Source organism: Rhodoferax sp. GW821-FHT10B06 (assembly GCF_059415605.1).
Genome location: NZ_JBWKNO010000002.1, coordinates 478921 through 495874 on the forward strand (window position 1 = coordinate 478921; position 16954 = coordinate 495874).

A 16954-nucleotide genomic window follows, 5' to 3' on the forward strand; every position below is an offset into this window, starting at 1 on the left:
TACATCACACTGGCGCGGACTCCACAAACACTTTGGCGCGACGCGGTGTCACCACCAGCGTGTCGCCCTCTTGCAAACCTAGAACCCGGAACTGCTCCGCAGGCAACTGCGCTTCCACCAGGTTATCCAGCGTATTGTCCACGGCTTGGTGCTGCTCCAGCGGCGTTAGTTCCAAACGGGCGATAGGACCGATCACCAATGCACGGGTCAGCGTCACCACCATACCCAGAGGTTGGCCGGTGGCGTCCAGGCCCTCACCCTTCACATAGCGCTGCACCTGGATGTCGTGGGGACGCACGTAGGCAAAAGCCTTGGCGTCTTGCGCATCGGGGTGCTCGGGGGCCTGGATCTTGATACCTTCAAGCTGTACCTCGCCCTCGTGGGCGCGGCCATGGAACAGGTTCACATCGCCCAGGAAGCCATACACAAAGGGGCTGGCCGGGTGGTCCCACACGTCTTGTGGCGAGCCGATCTGCTCGACCTTGCCCTTGTTCATTACCACCACGCGGTCGGCCACCTCCAGCGCTTCTTCCTGGTCGTGGGTCACGAAGATACTGGTCACATTCAGGTCATCATGCAGACGGCGCAACCAGCGGCGCAGCTCCTTGCGCACTTTGGCGTCCAGCGCACCAAAGGGCTCGTCCAACAGCAGCACCTTGGGCTCCACCGCCAGCGCGCGCGCCAGGGCGATACGCTGGCGCTGACCGCCAGACAACTGGCTGGGGTAGCGGTTGGCCAACCAGTCCAGTTGCACCAGGCCCAACAGTTCATGCACCTTGGCCTTGATCGCCGACTCGCTGGGGCGCTGGCCACGCGGCTTGACACGCAGGCCAAAGGCCACGTTCTCGAACACCGTCATATGGCGGAACAGCGCATAGTGCTGGAACACAAAGCCCACCTGGCGCTCGCGCACATGCACGTCGGTGGTGTCTTCGCCGGAGAAGTGGATGCTGCCAGCGTCCGGCGTTTCCAGCCCGGCGATGATGCGCAGCAGCGTGGTCTTGCCGCAGCCCGAGGGGCCGAGCAGAGCCACCAGCTCGCCCGACTGGATGTCCAGGCTGACGTCGCCCAGGGCGGTGAAGCTGCCAAACTGCTTATGGATATTGCGGATTTCGATGCTCATAAGAGGCCTCTTTCAATGGGCGGCGGCAAGCTGTGCCGCAGGTGTATCGGTACGTGGCGCTTCGGGTGGCATTTCGGCGATGGAGCGCAGCTCGCGCTCGATACGCCACTCGGCCACCGACTTGATCACCAGCGTCACCAGCGCCAGGATGGCCAGCAAAGACGCCACGGCAAACGCCGCCACGGATTGGTATTCGTTGTACAGAATCTCGACGTGCAGCGGCAGCGTATTGGTCTGCCCCCGGATATGGCCAGACACCACCGACACCGCGCCAAACTCGCCCATGGCACGCGCGTTGGTCAGGATCACGCCGTACAGCAGGCCCCATTTAATGTTCGGCAGAGTCACATGCCAGAAGGTCTGCCAGCCCGTTGCACCCAACACGATGGCCGCCTGCTCCTCGTCATTGCCCTGGGCCTGCATCAGCGGAATCAGCTCGCGGGCCACAAAGGGGAAGGTCACGAACACGGTAGCCAGCACAATGCCCGGCACCGCAAACACAATCTTCATATCGTGCGCCTGCAGCCAGGGGCCGAACCAGCCGCTGGCGCCAAACAACAGCACATAAACCAGGCCCGCCACCACTGGCGACACCGAGAATGGCAGGTCCACCAGTGTGGTCAGAAAAGATTTGCCCCAGAAGTCGAACTTGGCAATCGCCCAGGACGCGGCGATGCCAAACACCAGGTTCAGCGGCACGGCGATCACGGCCGTCAGCAAAGTCAGCTTGATAGCGGACCAGGCATCGGGCTCCTGCAGGGCTTCCAGGTAGGCACCCAAGCCTTTGCGCAAGGCCTCGGTAAAAACCGCGGCCAGCGGTAGTACTAGAAACAGCAGTAGAAACACCAGCGCCACGGTCAGCAGCGTGTAGCGGACCCAGGCGGACTCGGTGGTGCCGGCCTGGGCGCGGCGTACGGTATTGGCACTCATGCCGTGGCTCCGGTTTGGCGGCGCTGCCAGGCCTGCAAGGCGTTGATCAGCAGCAACAGAATGAAGGATATGGTCAACATCACCACGGCCACCGCTGTAGCACCAGCGTAGTCGTACTGCTCCAGCTTGCCAATGATGATCAGCGGAGTGATCTCGGACACCATGGGCATATTGCCGGCGATGAAAATCACCGAGCCGTATTCACCAATGGCGCGCGCGAAAGCCATGGCAAAACCGGTCAACAGTGCTGGTGCGATATGCGGCAGGATCACCCGAGTGAAGATCTGCAGCCGGGTTGCGCCCAGCGAGGTGGCGGCCTCTTCCAGCTCTTTCTCGGCATCTTCCAGCACCGGCTGCACCGTACGCACCACGAAGGGTAGGCCAATGAAGATCAGCGCAATCACCACCCCGGCCGGCGTAAACGCCAGCTTGATGCCCAATGGTTCCAGGTACTGGCCCAGCCAGCCGTTACCCGCCAGTAGCGCAGTCAACGAAATGCCGGCAACGGCCGTGGGCAGTGCGAAAGGCAGGTCCACCAAGGCGTCCACAATCTTCTTGCCGGGAAAGCTGTAGCGCACCAGCACCCAGGCTACCAGCAACCCAAACACCAGGTTCACCAAGGCCGCCAGCAAAGACGCGCCAAAGGTCAGTCGGTACGAGGCCAGCACGCGCGGTCCCGTCACGGCGTCCACGAACTGGTCCCAGCTCAGGGTAAAGGTCTTCAGAAACAGGGCCGACAAGGGCACCAGCACGATGATGCTCAAGTAGAGCACGGTATAGCCCAGGGTCAGGCCAAAACCGGGCAAGACGCGTTTAGCCTTGCCGGACGGAGCGCGCGCAACGCTCATTTGGCACCTGGGGTGTAGATCTTGTCGAACTGGCCGCCGTCGTTGAAGTGCACCTTCTGCGCTTCACCCAGGCTGCCAAACAGCTCGTTCACGGTAAACAACTGGATAGGCTTGAACACCGCAGCGTATTTCTTCAGGATGGCTTCGTTGCGGGGGCGCAGTGCGTGCTTTGCCGCAATCTCCTGCGCTTCATCGGAGTACAGATAGTCCAGGTATTCCTTGGCCAGCACGGCCGTGCCCTTTTTAGCTACGGTACGCTCTACCACGGCCACCGGGTTCTCGGCGACAACGCTGATGCTGGGGTGGATCGCATCCACCTTGCCCTCACCAAACTCGCGGTCGATCGACACCACTTCGGACTCGAAGGTGATCAGCACATCGCCGATATTGCGCTGCAGAAAGGTCGTGGTGGCCGCCCGGCCGCCTTGGGCCAGCACGGGTACGTTCTTGTACAGCTTGCCCACAAACTCGGCCGCCTGGGCGTCGTTGCCGCCCTTCTTCTTCACATAGCCCCAAGCCGCCAGATAGGCGTAGCGACCGTTGCCGCCGGTCTTGGGGTTCACCACCACCACCTGGATGCCGGGCTTGACCAGGTCATCCCAGTCCTTGATGCCCTTGGGGTTGCCATTGCGCACCAGAAACAACATGGTGGACGTGGTGGGCGATGCATTGCCCGGGAACCTCTTGTTCCAGTCCTTCGCAACCACACCCTTATCGGCCAGAAAGTCGATGTCGGTCGATGTGTTCATGGTCACCACGTCGGCATCCAGACCTTCGGCCACCGAGCGCGCAATGGCGCTGGAGCCGGCATGCGACTGGTCTACCTTCACATCCTTGCCGGTGGTCTTCTTGATATGCGCGACGAAAGCGGCGTTGTAGTCCTTGTAGAACTCACGCGCCACGTCATATGAGCCGTTCAGCAGCGTGGTTTGCTGCGCAGATGCCAGGCCTGTCGCGGCCAAAAACAGGCCGGCGAACACTGTGCGCACCACGCTGGATGAACGGCTAGACGGAGAAATGCTATAAAAAAAGCGCATGCATGGCCCTGGCAATAAAGTTGTAAGCAATATTGTCTGGCCAAAGCTTTAGGCCTCAAACGACTGTTTTCTTGTTTGTATAGCGTTATTAAGAATATAGAACCCTGTACACCGACTACAGCCGCAACTTAGCGCCAGCCCATATGGCCGCGCCAATAGGGGTTGCCATAGTAATAAGGCCGGGGCGCCACGTAAACCGAAGGCTGCACCACCACCGCCGGCGCCTCATAGTATCCAGGACCGTAGGCCCGTGGGCCATAAGGAGCAACCACGCAGCCACTCAAGGTACAGGCTAGCAACACGGCAGAAATCACGATACGCATGGCGAGGCTCCTAAAATACAGTACTACTGCAACGCGACAGCGGCCCCGTTTGCCGACGCCCGTACGCGAAGTTCTGTAAAGTCCAGCCGACGCCAGGGCGTTGCAAACATTGCTACAGTCGCCCCCTGCAATGCGAATCACAACCGGTTTGCGCACCCCACACAACACATTACAAGGCTTTTTATGGCACGCATGGTCCACTGCATCAAACTCGACAAGGAAGCTGAAGGCCTGGATTTCCCGCCCTACCCCGGTGACCTGGGCAAGCGCATCTGGGAAAACGTCAGCAAGGAAGCCTGGGCCGCTTGGCTCAAGCACCAGACCATGCTGGTAAACGAAAACCGCCTGAACCTGGCCGACCTGCGTGCGCGCCAGTACCTGGCGCGCCAGATGGAAAACCATTTCTTCGGTTCGGGCGCAGATGCCGCCCAAGGCTACGTACCGCCTGCAGCCTGATCTTGTCGGAGCCTATCCAATGGCTGCCTGATGGAACCCCGTTCAGCCCGCGCTTTGGCGACCGCTACCGCAGCGAGTCCGGCGGGCTGAGCCAGGCGCAAGAGGTCTTCTTCCACGGTTGTGGCTTGCCTGCAGCCTGGGCACAACAGCCCCAGTGGTGCATTCTGGAAACCGGTTTTGGCCTGGGGCTGAACTTTCTGGTGACCTGGGCAGCCTGGAAGGCCGACCCGCTGCGCCCATCGCTGCTGCATTTTGTTTCCATCGAAGCCTGGCCCTCCAGTGCCGACGACCTGCTGCGCAGCTTTGACGCCCACCCTGCGCTGCTGCCCCTGGCGCAGCAACTGCACGCCCAATGGTGGGGCCTGTCACCGGGTTTCCATCGTCTGGTGTTTGAAGGCGGCCAAGTACAGCTCACCCTGTGCATAGGCGACGCACAAGCCATGCTGCGCGAAATGGCGCTGCAAGCAGACAGCGTGTATCTGGATGGATTCAGCCCCCAGCGCAACCCCGATATCTGGAGCCCGCACACGCTGAAGGCCGTGTCGCGCTGTTGCAAACGCGGCACGCGCATCGCCACCTGGACCATCGCCCGCGCAGTGCGCGATGCGCTGGAGCAGTGCGGCTTCTCGGTGCAAAAAACCCCGGGCGTGCCACCTAAGCGTGACAACCTGCAAGGCCGCTTCGACCCGCGCTGGGAACCCCGCCCCGCGGTGCAGCCCGCGCCCACACCCAGCCACTGCGTGGTCATAGGCTCTGGCCTGGCCGGGGCCGGCGTAGCCGACAGCCTGGCACGGCGCGGCTGGCAGGTACTGGTGCTGGACGCTGCTGCAGCCCCGGCCGCAGGCGCTTCCGGCCTGCCCACGGGCATCTTCTCGCCGCTGATTTCACGCGACCACAATGTGCAGTCGCGTCTATCGGCCAGCGGTGTACGCGCCACACTGCAGCTGGCCCAAACCCGGCTGCAAGCGGGCCAAGACTGGCAAGCCACCAGCGTGCTGGAATGGCTGGGCGATAGCCCTGCCGCCGAATACCCAGCCCACACGGCCGCCAGTACGGAAGCGTTGGACCAGGCAGGCCTGCCTGCCGACACGCATGCGCTGTGGCACGCCCGCGCTGGCTGGATCAAACCCGCGCAACTGGTGCAGGCACTGCTGGACCACCCAGCCATCCGCGTGCGCGGCCACAGCCCAGTAGACCGGCTACAGCCCTGCGACCAGGGCTGGCAGGCACTGGACGCGCAAGGCCATGTCTTGGCGCAAGCGCCGCTGGTCGTGGTTGCAGCCGGCTTTGCCAGCCGACAGGTGGCAGCGGCAGACATTCCGGTGCAGGCCGTACGGGGCCAAATTTCCTGGGGCTTGCGCGGTGATGCGGCCCTGCCGCCTTTCCCGGTTAACGGCCAGGGCCATTGCATACCCGACTTCCCCAGCGCGGCCGGCCGCGCCTGGCTGATCGGCGCCAGCTACGAACGCGACAGCGTACACGGCGATAGCCGCGAGGCGGACCGCATCGGCAACCTGGAACGCCTGCGCAGCCTGCTACCCACAGCTGCCGAGGCGCTGACTCCCTGCTTTGTTGAAGGCCGCGTGCAAGACTGGGCCGGCGTGCGCTGCACCTCGCCAGACCGCTTGCCCATGGTGGGCACACTGGCGCCCGGCCTATGGGTCAGCACCGCCATGGGCTCGCGCGGACTCAGCTTTGCCCACCTGTGCGCTGAGCTGCTGGCGGCCCGGCTGCATGGCGAGCCACTGCCCTTGGAGAAAAAGCTGGCGGCGGCGCTGGATGTGCAACGCTTCTTCGACGCGCGTTCATAGACGGCGCCAAGTCAGTCAAGACACTCTTGGACCGCTACAAATAAAATAGCTGCCAGCGCACGATTTATCTGCGCTAGCAGCTATTTTCATGCCCTAAAAATGCCTCTGCTGCGGTCCTCAGCCCGCGCCAAACCCGTCATCCGCAGCAATCACCGCGCCGTTCACAAAATGGCTTTGACCGCAGGCCAGCATGACCAGCAGCGCGTCCAGGTCTTCGGGCTTGCCTACGCGCTTGCGTGGCAACATCTGCACCAGCTTCTGGCCCTGCTCGGTTTCCCAGTGGTGGTGGTTGATGTCGGTGTCGATATACCCGGGGCAGATGGCGTTCACGTTGATGCCGTGTTTGCCCCACTCCACCGCCATGGCCTTGGTCATCTGGATCACCGCCGACTTGCTCATGCAGTACACGCCGATCTGCGGCAGCACCTTGAGCCCGGCCATGCTGGCGATATTGATGATGCGCCCGCCAGTGAAGCTGCCCGGCGCCGAGCCGTTGGCGCGCGCCAGCATGCGCTTGCCCACCTCTTGCGCCACAAAGAAAGCGCCGCGCACATTGGTGTTGAAGATGAAGTCAAAGTCGTCCTCGGTCACGTCCTGCAGACGCTGGGTGGTGCTCACACCCGAGTTGTTGACCAGGATGTCGATGGAGCCCACCTCGGTCTCTGCGTGGGCCACGGCCGATTTGATGGAATCCATATCGCTCACGTCCAACTCGACCACATGGGCATCACCACCCTCGCCCTCGATGCGGGCGCGCAAGTCCTTGAGCTTGTCAACTTGGCGACTGGCCAGCACTACAGCAGCCCCTGCACGCGACAAAGTTCGGGCAAACTGCGCCCCCAAGCCGCCCGAGGCCCCGGTAACCAAAGCCACCCGGCCTGAAAGATCCATGCTGTATGCCATCACAAGCCTCTTCGCTGTTCGTTAAGTGGACTCTGGATTGTGACAGTGCAGCCGTCCCATCCACATAAAATGCCTTGCGATTTTGTAAGCCACGTAACTGCAGCATAAGCATCGCGCAGTAATAGCCCCCCACAGGAAAACGCCCATGACGAACGAAGAGATTCTTGCCCAGTTTGGCCCCCGCGAAGCCATGGAATATGACGTGGTCGTCGTTGGCGGCGGCCCTGGCGGGCTTTCCACAGCCATCCGCCTGAAACAACTGGCAGCGGAAAAAGGCACGGACATCTCGGTCGTGGTGCTGGAGAAAGGCTCCGAGCCCGGTGCCCACATCCTCAGCGGCGCCATCATGGACCCGATCGCGCTGAGCGAACTCTTCCCCGACTGGAAGGCCATGGGCGCGCCGCTAAACCAGCCGGTGACCGATGACGCGATGATCTTCCTTGGCGAAAAGTCGTCCTTTCGCACACCCAACTTCCTGCTGCCAGGCTGCTTCCAAAACCACGGCAACTACATCGTCAGCCTGGGTGCCGTCACCAAGTGGCTGGGCGAGCAGGCCGAAGCCCTGGGCGTGGAAATCTTCCCCGGTTTCGCCGCCGCCGAAGTGCTGTACAACGATGACGGCTCGGTCAAAGGTGTCGCTACCGGCAATATGGGCGTGAGCAAGGAAGGCGAGCCCACGGCCGACTTCCAGATCGGCATGGAGTTGCACGCCAAGTACACGGTGTTCGCCGAAGGCGCACGCGGCCACCTGGGCAAGCAGCTGATCGCCAAGTTCAAGCTCGACGATGGCAAAGACCCGCAAACCTACGGCCTGGGCATCAAGGAAGTCTGGGAGATCGACCCCAAGCGCCACCAGCCCGGTTTCGTCATGCACACCGCCGGCTGGCCCATGGACAACAGTACCTACGGCGGTGCCTTTCTGTACCACATGGAAGGCAACAAGGTCACCCTGGGCTTCATCACCGGACTGGACTACGCCAACCCCTACCTGAGCCCGTTTGAAGAATTCCAGCGCTGGAAAACCCACCCCAATGTGCGTTGGTATCTGGAAGGCGACGCAGAGCACGGCGTCAATCCGGCCAAGCGCCTGGGCTACGGCGCACGCGCCATCACCGCTGGTGGCCTAATGAGCCTGCCCAAGACCGTATTCCCCGGCGGCGCGCTGGTGGGCTGCGACGCCGGCTACCTGAACGTGAGCCGCATCAAGGGCAGCCACGCCGCCATCAAGACCGGCATGCTGGCCGCCGAGGCCGCTTATGACGCCATCACCAGCGGCCGCCAGCACGACGAACTCAGCGCCTACCCCGAGGCCTTCGAGAAAAGCTGGCTGCACACCGAGCTGCACAAGGCGCGCAACTTCAAGGCCTGGTTCAAGAAGGGCCTGGTCACGGCCACGCTGATGAACGGCATCGAACAATTCGCACTGCGCGGCCACATCCCATGGACACTGCGCCGCGACAAGCCCGACCACGCCTACTTGAAGCCCGCAGCCGAGTGCAAGCCCATCGCCTACCCCAAGCCCGATGGCAAGCTGACCTTTGACCGGCTCAGCAGCGTCTTCATCAGCAACACAAACCATGCGGAAAACCAGCCCGCCCATCTGACGCTGAAAAACGCCTCGGTGCCAGTGGACGTAAACCTGCACAAGTACGCGGGCCCCGAAGCCCGCTACTGCCCGGCTGGCGTGTACGAGTTCATCAAAACCGACAGCGGCCAGGACAAGCTGCAGATCAACGCGCAGAACTGCGTGCACTGCAAGACCTGCGACATCAAAGACCCGACGCAGAACATCGTCTGGGTCACACCCGAAGGCGGTGGCGGGCCAAACTACGCGGGCATGTAATGTAAGCACACATCACCTTGCCAGGGCCTTTGAACACATGCTTATGGCGACAAGAGAAAGTGAACATGTTATGAGAGCACACATGACTTTTCAGCAGCTTCTTTCCGTCGCCATGCTCTGCCTTACCTCCGCTCTGGCGCAGGCGGCAGGCTTCAGCTTCATCGAGGTACCAGCAGACGCGAACGGCCCGGCATTACACGGTGCCGTATGGTCGCCCTGCGCTGCGCCCGCGGGCAAGATTGCGCTCGATCGCCTGGTCATCGACGGCGTCCAGAACTGCCCGGTATCGGGCACACAGCTGCCCCTGGTCGTGGTTTCGCATGGCTATGGCGGCTCTTTCTTTGACCAACGCGACACGGCGGATGCACTGGCCAATGCAGGGTTTGTGGTGGCCGCCATCAACCACTCGCAAGACAACCACCTGATTCGCGGCGGCCCGAACGACTCCATTTCAGCGCTGGCAACGCGACCGACCGATATCCAACGGCTGATCGACTTCATGCTCGGTCCGTGGGAAGGCCACGCAACACTGGCCGCCAACAAAATCGGCTTCTACGGTTTTTCCAGGGGCGGCTACACCGGTCTTGTGCTGGGTGGAGCTAGTCCGGACTTCCAACTTCTCCCTCCGCCACCCTCCTCGCCCTGCGCATCGGAGCCTGAAAGCCCGGCGTGTAAACGCATGCGGCAAAGATTCCAGGAGCTGCTCGCTTTACCTCTGGTCCATGACAGCCGCATCCAAGCGGCGGTCATCGCCGACCCGCTGAGCATGGTCTTCAGCGCCGAGGGCTTGAAGAACGTGACTATTCCCATCCAGCTCTGGGCCTCGGCCTACGGTGGCGACGGCGTCACGCCCGAAAGCGTGGCCGCGGTGCGCAGGAATCTGCCTGTGGCACCTGAATGGCGGGTGGTAGACAATGCCACGCACTTCGGTTTTCTTATGCCCTGCTCACCCGCTTTGCGCCAATCGAAGCCAGAAATCTGCGGCGATTCACCCGGTTTCGATCGCCTCGCTTTTCACCAAGATTTCAACGCTAAGGTGCTTGCATTCTTCCAGCATCACCTTGCCCAGCCGCAGCCTTGAATAGTTGAAAAAAAGCCATTTTTCAGGCATCAAATCCACCTCTAGCGCAGATAAATACTGCGCAAAGCGCTCCTATTTTTAACATCAAAAATAGGAACACCTGGCTTTAATGCCCGGCGGGCCCCGCGGCCGGCTTCTTGCCGAACAGCGCGCTGATCTCACCGACCACGCCACGGCGGAACACCATCACGCAGACCACGAAGATCACGCCCATGATCACCGTGACCCAGGAGCCCACCTTGTCGGCCAGCAGATCCTCCAGGCTGACGATGGTGATAGCGCCAGCCACCGGGCCGAGGATGGTGCCCAGGCCGCCCAGCAGCGTCATCAGCACCACCTGGCCCGAGGTATGCCAGTGCACATCGGCCAGCGAGGCCAGTTGGAACACCAGCGCCTTCATGGAGCCCGCCAGACCCGACAGCGTGGCCGAGATGACGAAGGCTAGCAGCTTGTAGCGCGCCACGTCATAGCCGAGCGAGGTGGCCCGCGCCTCGTTGTCGCGTATGGCCTTCAGGATCTGGCCGAACGGGGAATGGATGGTGCGGTGCACCAGCCAAAAACCGCCCATGAACACCGCAAACACGAAGAAGTACATGGCAATGTTGTCCGACATGTCCACCAGCCCAAACAACTTGCCGCGCGGAATGCCCTGCATGCCGTCCTCGCCTCCGGTAAAGCCCATTTGCAGCGCCACAAAGTACACAAGCTGGGCTAAGCCCAATGTGATCATGGTCAGGTAGATGCCGCTGCGGCGTATCGCCAGCATGCCAAAGATGGCACCCAACACCGCACCAAACGCAGCGCCGGCCAGCAGGCCCAGCTCGGGCGACCAGCCCAGGTCGCGGCACAGGTAACCGGTGATATAGGCCGAGCCGCCAAAGAAGGCCGCATGCCCGAACGACAACAGCCCCGCAAAGCCCAGCAGCAGGTTAAACGCGCAGGCAAACAACGCAAAGCACAGCACCTTCATCAGGAACGTGGGGTACAGCACAAAGGGCGCGATGCTGCCCACCACGACCAGAGCCACAAACATCCACAGCGTACGCTGGCGCTCGTTCTTGCTGGCGACGCCGGATGGAACAGATTGAACAGATTGCATCGTTCTTCCTCAGGCTTGCTTGCCAAACAGGCCTGCGGGTTTGACCAGCAGCACCAACACCATGACTAGAAAGATCACCACGGCCGAGGCTTCGGGGTAAAACACCTTGGTCAGCCCCTCCACCACGCCCAGGCCCAGGCCGGTGACGATGGAGCCCATGATGGAGCCCATGCCGCCAATCACCACCACGGCAAACACCACGATGATGAGGTTGGAGCCCATCACCGGGTTGACCTGCACGATGGGCGCGGCCAGCACGCCAGCAAAGGCCGCCAGCGCCGCCCCCACCGCATAGGTGGCCGTCAGCAGCACCGGCACATTGATGCCCAGGGCCTGCACCAGATCTGGCCGCTGGGTGGCCGCACGCAGTGTGGCGCCCAGACGCGTGCGCTCAATGGCGTACCACGCGACAAAGCACACGCTCAATGCCGCCACCACCACCCAGGCGCGGTAGATCGGCAGGTACATGAAGCCCAGGTTCACACCGCCCTGCAGCAGCTCCGGCACCTCGTAGGACGAGCCCGATACGCCAAAGAAATTCTTGAACACCCCCTCGGCAATCAGCGCCAGACCAAAAGTCAAAAGCAGGCCGTACAGGTGGTCCAGCTTGTACAGGTAGCGCAGCATGGCGCGCTCTATCACCACGGCCACGACGCCGACCACCAGGGGCGACAAAATCAGGGCCCACCAATAGTTGATGCCCAGGTAGCTGAAGCCCAGCCAGGCGACGAAAGCCCCCACCATGTACTGTGCACCATGGGCAAAGTTGATGATGTTGAGCAAGCCAAAAATGATGGCCAGGCCCAGGCTCAAGATGGCATAAAACGAGCCGTTGATCAGCCCCAGCAGCAACTGCCCGAAAAAGGCCGGTGACGGTATGCCAAAAATATCCATAGCGGGATTCCCTCGTAGCGCAGACAAACCCCAAGGCCGTACGCGGCCCCGGGGACAGGGGGTTTACTTTTTGACCAAGGGGCAGCGCGATGCCGACAGCGGCTGGAAGGCTTCGGCCGCTGGGATGGTGGCGCGCACGTTGTAGTAGTCCCACGGCGTCTTCGACTCGGCCGGGGTCTTGACCTGCATGAGGTACATGTCGTGCACCATGCGGCCGTCTTCACGGATGGTGCCGTTCTTGGCGAAGAAGTCGTTCACCGGCATCTTCTTCATCTGCGCCATGACCTTGGCGGTGTCGTCGCTGTTGGCGGCCTTCACAGCCTTCAGGTAGTGCATGGTGGACGAGTACTGCCCTGCCTGCACCATGGTCGGCATACGCTTGTGCTGATCGAAGAAGCGCTTGGACCAGGCCCGGGTCTGGTCGTTCAGGTCCCAGTAGAAACCTTCGGTGAGGTACATGTTCTGGGTGGTCTTCAGGCCCAGGGAATGGATGTCGGTGATGAACATCAGCAGCCCGGCCAGCTGCTGCTTGCCGGTGATGCCGAACTCGGCCGCCTGCTTGATGGAGTTAACGGTATCGCCACCTGCATTCGCCAGGCCGATGATCTGCGCGCCCGAGGACTGCGCCTTCAGCAGAAAGGACGAAAAGTCCGAGGTGGGAAACGGGTGGCGCACGCCGCCCACCACTTCGCCACCGTTGGCCTTGACCACGTCAGACGCATCTTTTTCCAGCGCATGGCCAAACGCGTAGTCGGCCGTCAGGAAGAACCATTTCTTGCCGCCGGCCTTGGTCACCGCCTTGGCCGTGCCATTGGCCACGGCATAGGTGTCGTAGGCCCAGTGCACGGTCACGTCGTTACAGGCTTCGTTGGTGATGGAGGTGGCGCCCGCACCGTTGATCAGCACGATCTTGTTCTTCTCCTTGCCGATCTTCTGCACCGCCAGCGCGGTGGAGCTGGTGACCAGTTCGGTCAGCACGTCCACCTTGTCGCGCTCCACCCATTCACGGGCCTTGTTGGCGGCGATATCGCCCTTGTTCTGGTGGTCGGCGGCCACCATTTCGACCTTGAAACTGGGCTTTTCGGCGGCCACAAAATCATCGATCGCCATCTTGGTGGCGAGCACCGCACCGGGCCCGGCCAGATCGGAGTAAGTGCCCGACAGATCGGTCAGCACACCGATCTTGACGACACCGTCGGACACCTGTGCCTGGGCCCCCGTGGCCAACAAAAGGGAAAAGCCTGCAGCCATAACAAGTGATGTGGCAAGCGGTGTGGGCTTGAATTTCATGGGGTGTCTCCTCTGATCAACAATAAAAGGGGTATCCCGGCTTACACGCCGAGCAAGGCTTGCATGTCGCTGGTCTTGGCTGCCAGCTCGTCTTTCTGTACCACCATGGCCACCAGGCCATGCTCCAGCACGTAATGCCTGTCCGCCAGGGGTGCGGCAAATCGGAAGTTCTGCTCCACCAAGACGATGGTGTAGCCACGTGTTTTCAACAGCCGTATCACCTCGCCCAGCTTCTTCACGATCACCGGGGCCAGGCCTTCGGTGATCTCGTCCAGCAGCAGCATCTTGGCGCCGGTGCGCAAAATGCGAGCCATGGCCAGCATCTGCTGCTCGCCACCCGACAGGCGGGTGCCGGGGCTGTTGCGGCGCTCATGCAGATTGGGAAACAGCGCATAGATTTCGTCCAGCGTCATGCCGCCACTGGCCACCACCGGGGGCAGCATCAGGTTTTCTTCGGTGGACAGGCCAGCAAAGATGCCGCGCTCTTCAGGGCAAAACCCCACGCCCAGGCGCGCGATGTGGTGCGGCGCCATGCCAATGATTTCCTGCCCATTGAACTGGATGGAACCGGTGCGCTTGCCCACCAGGCCCAGTATGGCTTTCAGCGTGGTTGAGCGACCCGCGCCATTGCGGCCCAGCAGAGTGATCAGCTCACCCTGGTGCACATGCAGGTCCATGCCGTGCAGGATGTGGGATTCACCGTAGTAGGCATGCAGGCCCTGCACCCGCAGCATGGCCGCGCCGGCCACCGCACTCATGCCTCCACCCCCACATAGGCTTCGAGCACGCGCGGGTCTTTGGATACGGTGGCGTAGTTGCCCTCGGCCAGCACGCTGCCGCGCTGCAAGACGGTGAGCGTGTCGCACAGCGACTCGACCACCGACAGGTTGTGCTCCACCATCAGGATGGTGCGCCCCTTGGACACCTTGCGGATCAGCTCCACGACACGGCCCACGTCCTCGTGGCCCATGCCCTGGGTGGGTTCGTCCAGCAACATCAGCTCGGGCTCCAGGGCCAGCGTGGTGGCGATCTCCAGGGCGCGCTTGCGGCCATAGGGCATCTCTACCGCCACGGTGTCGGCAAAGCCTTGCAGGTCCACCTGCTCCAGCAGCTCCATGGCCCGGCCATTCAGCGCGTCCAGCCGCTTCACCGAGGACCAGAAGTTGAAGGAATCGGTACGCTTGCGCTGCAGGGCCACGCGCACGTTTTCCAGCGCCGTCAAGTGGGCGAATGTGGCGGAGATCTGGAACGAACGCACCATGCCACGCCGCGCCACCTGGATGGGTGTTTCACGCGTGATGTCGATGCCGTTGAACTGGATCTGCCCCTTGGTGGGCTGGATGAATTTGGTGAGCAGGTTGAAGACAGTGGTCTTGCCCGCGCCGTTGGGGCCGATCAGCGCGTGGATGCTGCCGCGTTGCACCTGCAGATTGACGCAGGCCACTGCGGCAAAGCCAAGAAATTCCTTGGTCAAGCCTTCCGTCTGGAGAATGATGTCGCTGGGCAAATCGAGTCCTTTACTGCAGGTTCATCGGACAGGCCCGCTACACAACGCTGTGCGCGGCAGGCGGAGAGGCATCACGTGTCTGCGTTCGACTTTACTTGCTCGCGCAGCACAAATTTTTGGATTTTCCCGGTTGACGTTTTCGGCAATTTGCAGAAGACCACCTGCTTCGGTACCTTGAAGCGTGCCATATGGCTTCGGCAGAAGTCAATAATGTCCTGGGCGCTGGCCTGCACATCACCCTTCAATTCGATGAAGGCGCAGGGCACTTCGCCCCATTTTTCGTCCGGCTGGGCCACCACGGCGGCCAGCATCACCGCCGGATGGCGGTGCAACACGTCCTCCACCTCGATAGACGAGATGTTTTCACCACCCGAAATGATGATGTCCTTGCTGCGGTCCTTGATCTGGGCATAGCCGTCGGGGTGCATCACCGCCAGGTCGCCGGTGTGGAACCAGCCACCGGCAAACGCCGCTTCGGTGGCGACTGGGTTCTTTAGATAGCCCTTCATCACCACATTGCCACGGAAGAAGATTTCGCCCATGGTCGTGCCATCGGCAGGCACCGGCTGCAGGGTGTCCGGGTCCAGCACGGCCACCGCTTGCTGCAATGGGTAGGGCACGCCTTGGCGGCTGTTCAGGCGGGCGCGCTCGGCTATCGGTAGGCCGGCCCAGGACTCTTGCGGCGCACACACGGCCGCCGGGCCATACACCTCGGTCAGGCCATAAACGTGCGTGATGTGGATGCCCGCGTTCTCGCAGCCCTCGATCACCGCCGCCGGTGGCGCCGCACCGGCCACCAGGCCCTGGATGGTGTGGGTGATGCCTTCACGCAGGGCGGCGGGCGCATGGATCAACATGCTGAACACAATCGGCGCGCCGCACAGGTGGGTGATGTGGTGCTCGCGTATCAGCGGGTAGATCAGCGCCGGGTCCACGCGCCGCAGGCACACGCTGGTACCGGCGATCAAGGCCATGGTCCAGGGGAAGCACCAGCCGTTGCAGTGGAACATGGGCAGGGTCCACAAATACACGGCGTGGTGCGGTATCTGCCAGGACAGCACGTTGTTGGCTGCGTTCAGGTAGGCGCCGCGGTGGTGGGTGACCACGCCCTTGGGGTTGCCGGTGGTACCCGAGGTGTAGTTCAGCGCAATCGCGTCCCACTCGTCGGCCGGCAGCTGCCAGGCAAAGTCGGGCTTGCCCGCGGCGATGAAGCTCTCGTAGTCGGTATCGCCTTGGTATTTGCCCTCGGGCGCCAAGGCGTCCTCCACCTCGATCACATAGGGCCGCTGGTCGCCCAGCAGGGCCAGGGCCTTTTCGACCACGGAAGCAAACTCCCTATCCACCAGCAGCACCTTGGCTTCGCCGTGCTGCAGCATGAAAGCGATGGCTTCGCCGTCCAGCCGGGTATTCAGGGTATTGAGCACGGCGCCCGACATGGGTACGCCAAAATGGACCTCTAGCATGGCCGGCACATTGGGCAGCATCACGGCCACGGTGTCACCCTCGCCTATGCCCCGCGCCTGCAAGGCGCTGGCCAGCTGGCGGCAGCGGGTGTAGGTCTGGGCCCAGGTTTGGCGGCGCTCACCGTAGATCACAGCCAGCCGGTCCGGATAGACCTTGGCCGATCGCTCAATAAAGCTCAGCGGCGACAAGGCCACAAAGTTCGCGGGGTTCTTGTCCAGGCCTTGCTGGTAAGCGTTGTGGGCTTGCTTATTGCGCATGCTTGTCTCCGGTTCCCGTGCACGGCGTGCCGGGGTTTGTTTTATTCGCCGCATTGTGGCCACGCAAATTGACGGTTTGCTGACGAAA

General features: G+C 62.0%; 16 protein-coding genes. 4 read left to right on the forward strand and 12 right to left on the reverse strand.

Translation table 11 applies throughout. The features are described 5' to 3' along the window. Positions 1-4 precede the first annotated feature (4 nt). The 5 genes from AC07O2_RS04980 to AC07O2_RS05000 form a co-directional block, all read right to left on the reverse strand. Positions 5-1123 (reverse strand): sulfate/molybdate ABC transporter ATP-binding protein, encoded by a 1119-nt coding sequence (locus tag AC07O2_RS04980; RefSeq protein ID WP_495074625.1) that lies wholly within the window; start codon positions 1121-1123, stop codon positions 5-7. 12 nt (positions 1124-1135) lie between these two features. Beyond that, entirely contained in the window at positions 1136-2053 is a 918-nt protein-coding gene (gene cysW, locus AC07O2_RS04985; protein ID WP_495074626.1) for a sulfate ABC transporter permease subunit CysW, read from the reverse strand. Beyond that, positions 2050-2901: a sulfate ABC transporter permease subunit CysT gene (gene cysT, locus AC07O2_RS04990; RefSeq protein WP_495074627.1), complete on the reverse strand. Its 852-nt coding sequence runs from the start codon at positions 2899-2901 to the stop codon at positions 2050-2052. The genes cysW and cysT overlap by 4 nt, the downstream gene beginning before the upstream one ends. Further along, positions 2898-3938, reverse strand: a complete 1041-nt coding sequence (locus AC07O2_RS04995; RefSeq protein WP_495074628.1) for a sulfate ABC transporter substrate-binding protein — start codon at positions 3936-3938, stop codon at positions 2898-2900. The genes cysT and AC07O2_RS04995 overlap by 4 nt, the downstream gene beginning before the upstream one ends. 128 nt (positions 3939-4066) lie before the next feature. After that, positions 4067-4261, reverse strand: coding sequence for a hypothetical protein (locus tag AC07O2_RS05000; protein ID WP_495074629.1), 195 nt, complete (start codon positions 4259-4261; stop codon positions 4067-4069). A gap of 183 nt (positions 4262-4444) precedes the next feature. On the opposite strand from AC07O2_RS05000, the gene AC07O2_RS05005 reads away from it, so the two are divergent. Next, the gene (locus tag AC07O2_RS05005) at positions 4445-4717 is read left to right on the forward strand and encodes an oxidative damage protection protein (RefSeq protein ID WP_495074630.1); all 273 of its coding nucleotides are present in this window, start codon (positions 4445-4447) and stop codon (positions 4715-4717) included. Between the two features lie 2 nt (positions 4718-4719). After that, a complete protein-coding gene (gene mnmC, locus AC07O2_RS05010; RefSeq protein WP_495074631.1) occupies positions 4720-6528 on the forward strand; it encodes a bifunctional tRNA (5-methylaminomethyl-2-thiouridine)(34)-methyltransferase MnmC2/FAD-dependent 5-carboxymethylaminomethyl-2-thiouridine(34) oxidoreductase MnmC1 in 1809 nt (602 codons plus the stop codon). A gap of 117 nt (positions 6529-6645) precedes the next feature. Here the strand turns inward: mnmC and AC07O2_RS05015 are convergent, their stop codons facing one another. Further along, entirely contained in the window at positions 6646-7431 is a 786-nt protein-coding gene (locus AC07O2_RS05015; RefSeq protein ID WP_495074632.1) for an SDR family oxidoreductase, read from the reverse strand. A gap of 145 nt (positions 7432-7576) precedes the next feature. Between AC07O2_RS05015 and AC07O2_RS05020 the strand changes: the two genes are divergently transcribed. Further along, a complete protein-coding gene (locus tag AC07O2_RS05020) occupies positions 7577-9274 on the forward strand; it encodes an electron transfer flavoprotein-ubiquinone oxidoreductase (RefSeq protein ID WP_495074633.1) in 1698 nt (565 codons plus the stop codon). A gap of 82 nt (positions 9275-9356) precedes the next feature. Then, positions 9357-10355 carry an alpha/beta hydrolase family protein gene (locus tag AC07O2_RS05025; RefSeq protein ID WP_495074634.1) on the forward strand — a complete coding sequence of 333 codons (999 nt, stop codon included), beginning with the start codon at positions 9357-9359 and terminating at the stop codon, positions 10353-10355. A 106-nt stretch (positions 10356-10461) separates the two neighbouring features. On the opposite strand, the gene AC07O2_RS05030 is transcribed toward AC07O2_RS05025, so the two are convergent. The 6 genes from AC07O2_RS05030 to AC07O2_RS05055 all read right to left on the reverse strand — a co-directional run bounded on the left by AC07O2_RS05030 (position 10462) and on the right by AC07O2_RS05055 (position 16866). Next, a complete protein-coding gene (locus AC07O2_RS05030; RefSeq protein ID WP_495074731.1) occupies positions 10462-11388 on the reverse strand; it encodes a branched-chain amino acid ABC transporter permease in 927 nt (308 codons plus the stop codon). Between the two features lie 75 nt (positions 11389-11463). Then, on the reverse strand, positions 11464-12348 hold the full coding sequence (locus AC07O2_RS05035) for a branched-chain amino acid ABC transporter permease (protein WP_495074635.1): 885 nt from the start codon (positions 12346-12348) through the stop codon (positions 11464-11466). 63 nt (positions 12349-12411) lie between these two features. Continuing rightward, a complete protein-coding gene (locus AC07O2_RS05040) occupies positions 12412-13638 on the reverse strand; it encodes an ABC transporter substrate-binding protein (protein WP_495074636.1) in 1227 nt (408 codons plus the stop codon). A gap of 41 nt (positions 13639-13679) precedes the next feature. Next, the gene (locus AC07O2_RS05045) at positions 13680-14396 is read right to left on the reverse strand and encodes an ABC transporter ATP-binding protein (RefSeq protein ID WP_495074637.1); all 717 of its coding nucleotides are present in this window, start codon (positions 14394-14396) and stop codon (positions 13680-13682) included. Then, complete coding sequence (locus tag AC07O2_RS05050; protein WP_495074638.1) at positions 14393-15145, reverse strand: ABC transporter ATP-binding protein; 753 nt, start codon at positions 15143-15145, stop codon at positions 14393-14395. The genes AC07O2_RS05045 and AC07O2_RS05050 overlap by 4 nt, the downstream gene beginning before the upstream one ends. 71 nt (positions 15146-15216) lie before the next feature. After that, entirely contained in the window at positions 15217-16866 is a 1650-nt protein-coding gene (locus tag AC07O2_RS05055) for an acyl-CoA synthetase (RefSeq protein ID WP_495074639.1), read from the reverse strand. Positions 16867-16954 lie beyond the last annotated feature (88 nt).

Coding starts and splice junctions, on each gene's coding strand:
- AC07O2_RS04980 (WP_495074625.1), bottom strand. CDS start 1,123: ATGAGCATCGAAATCCGCAATATCCATAAGCAGTTTGGCAGCTTCACC.
- cysW (WP_495074626.1), bottom strand. CDS start 2,053: ATGAGTGCCAATACCGTACGCCGCGCCCAGGCCGGCACCACCGAGTCC.
- cysT (WP_495074627.1), bottom strand. CDS start 2,901: ATGAGCGTTGCGCGCGCTCCGTCCGGCAAGGCTAAACGCGTCTTGCCC.
- AC07O2_RS04995 (WP_495074628.1), bottom strand. CDS start 3,938: ATGCGCTTTTTTTATAGCATTTCTCCGTCTAGCCGTTCATCCAGCGTG.
- AC07O2_RS05000 (WP_495074629.1), bottom strand. CDS start 4,261: ATGCGTATCGTGATTTCTGCCGTGTTGCTAGCCTGTACCTTGAGTGGC.
- AC07O2_RS05005 (WP_495074630.1), top strand. CDS start 4,445: ATGGCACGCATGGTCCACTGCATCAAACTCGACAAGGAAGCTGAAGGC.
- AC07O2_RS05015 (WP_495074632.1), bottom strand. CDS start 7,431: ATGGCATACAGCATGGATCTTTCAGGCCGGGTGGCTTTGGTTACCGGG.
- AC07O2_RS05020 (WP_495074633.1), top strand. CDS start 7,577: ATGACGAACGAAGAGATTCTTGCCCAGTTTGGCCCCCGCGAAGCCATG.
- AC07O2_RS05025 (WP_495074634.1), top strand. CDS start 9,357: ATGACTTTTCAGCAGCTTCTTTCCGTCGCCATGCTCTGCCTTACCTCC.
- AC07O2_RS05030 (WP_495074731.1), bottom strand. CDS start 11,388: ATGTTTGTGGCTCTGGTCGTGGTGGGCAGCATCGCGCCCTTTGTGCTG.
- AC07O2_RS05035 (WP_495074635.1), bottom strand. CDS start 12,348: ATGGATATTTTTGGCATACCGTCACCGGCCTTTTTCGGGCAGTTGCTG.
- AC07O2_RS05040 (WP_495074636.1), bottom strand. CDS start 13,638: ATGAAATTCAAGCCCACACCGCTTGCCACATCACTTGTTATGGCTGCA.
- AC07O2_RS05045 (WP_495074637.1), bottom strand. CDS start 14,396: ATGAGTGCGGTGGCCGGCGCGGCCATGCTGCGGGTGCAGGGCCTGCAT.
- AC07O2_RS05055 (WP_495074639.1), bottom strand. CDS start 16,866: ATGCGCAATAAGCAAGCCCACAACGCTTACCAGCAAGGCCTGGACAAG.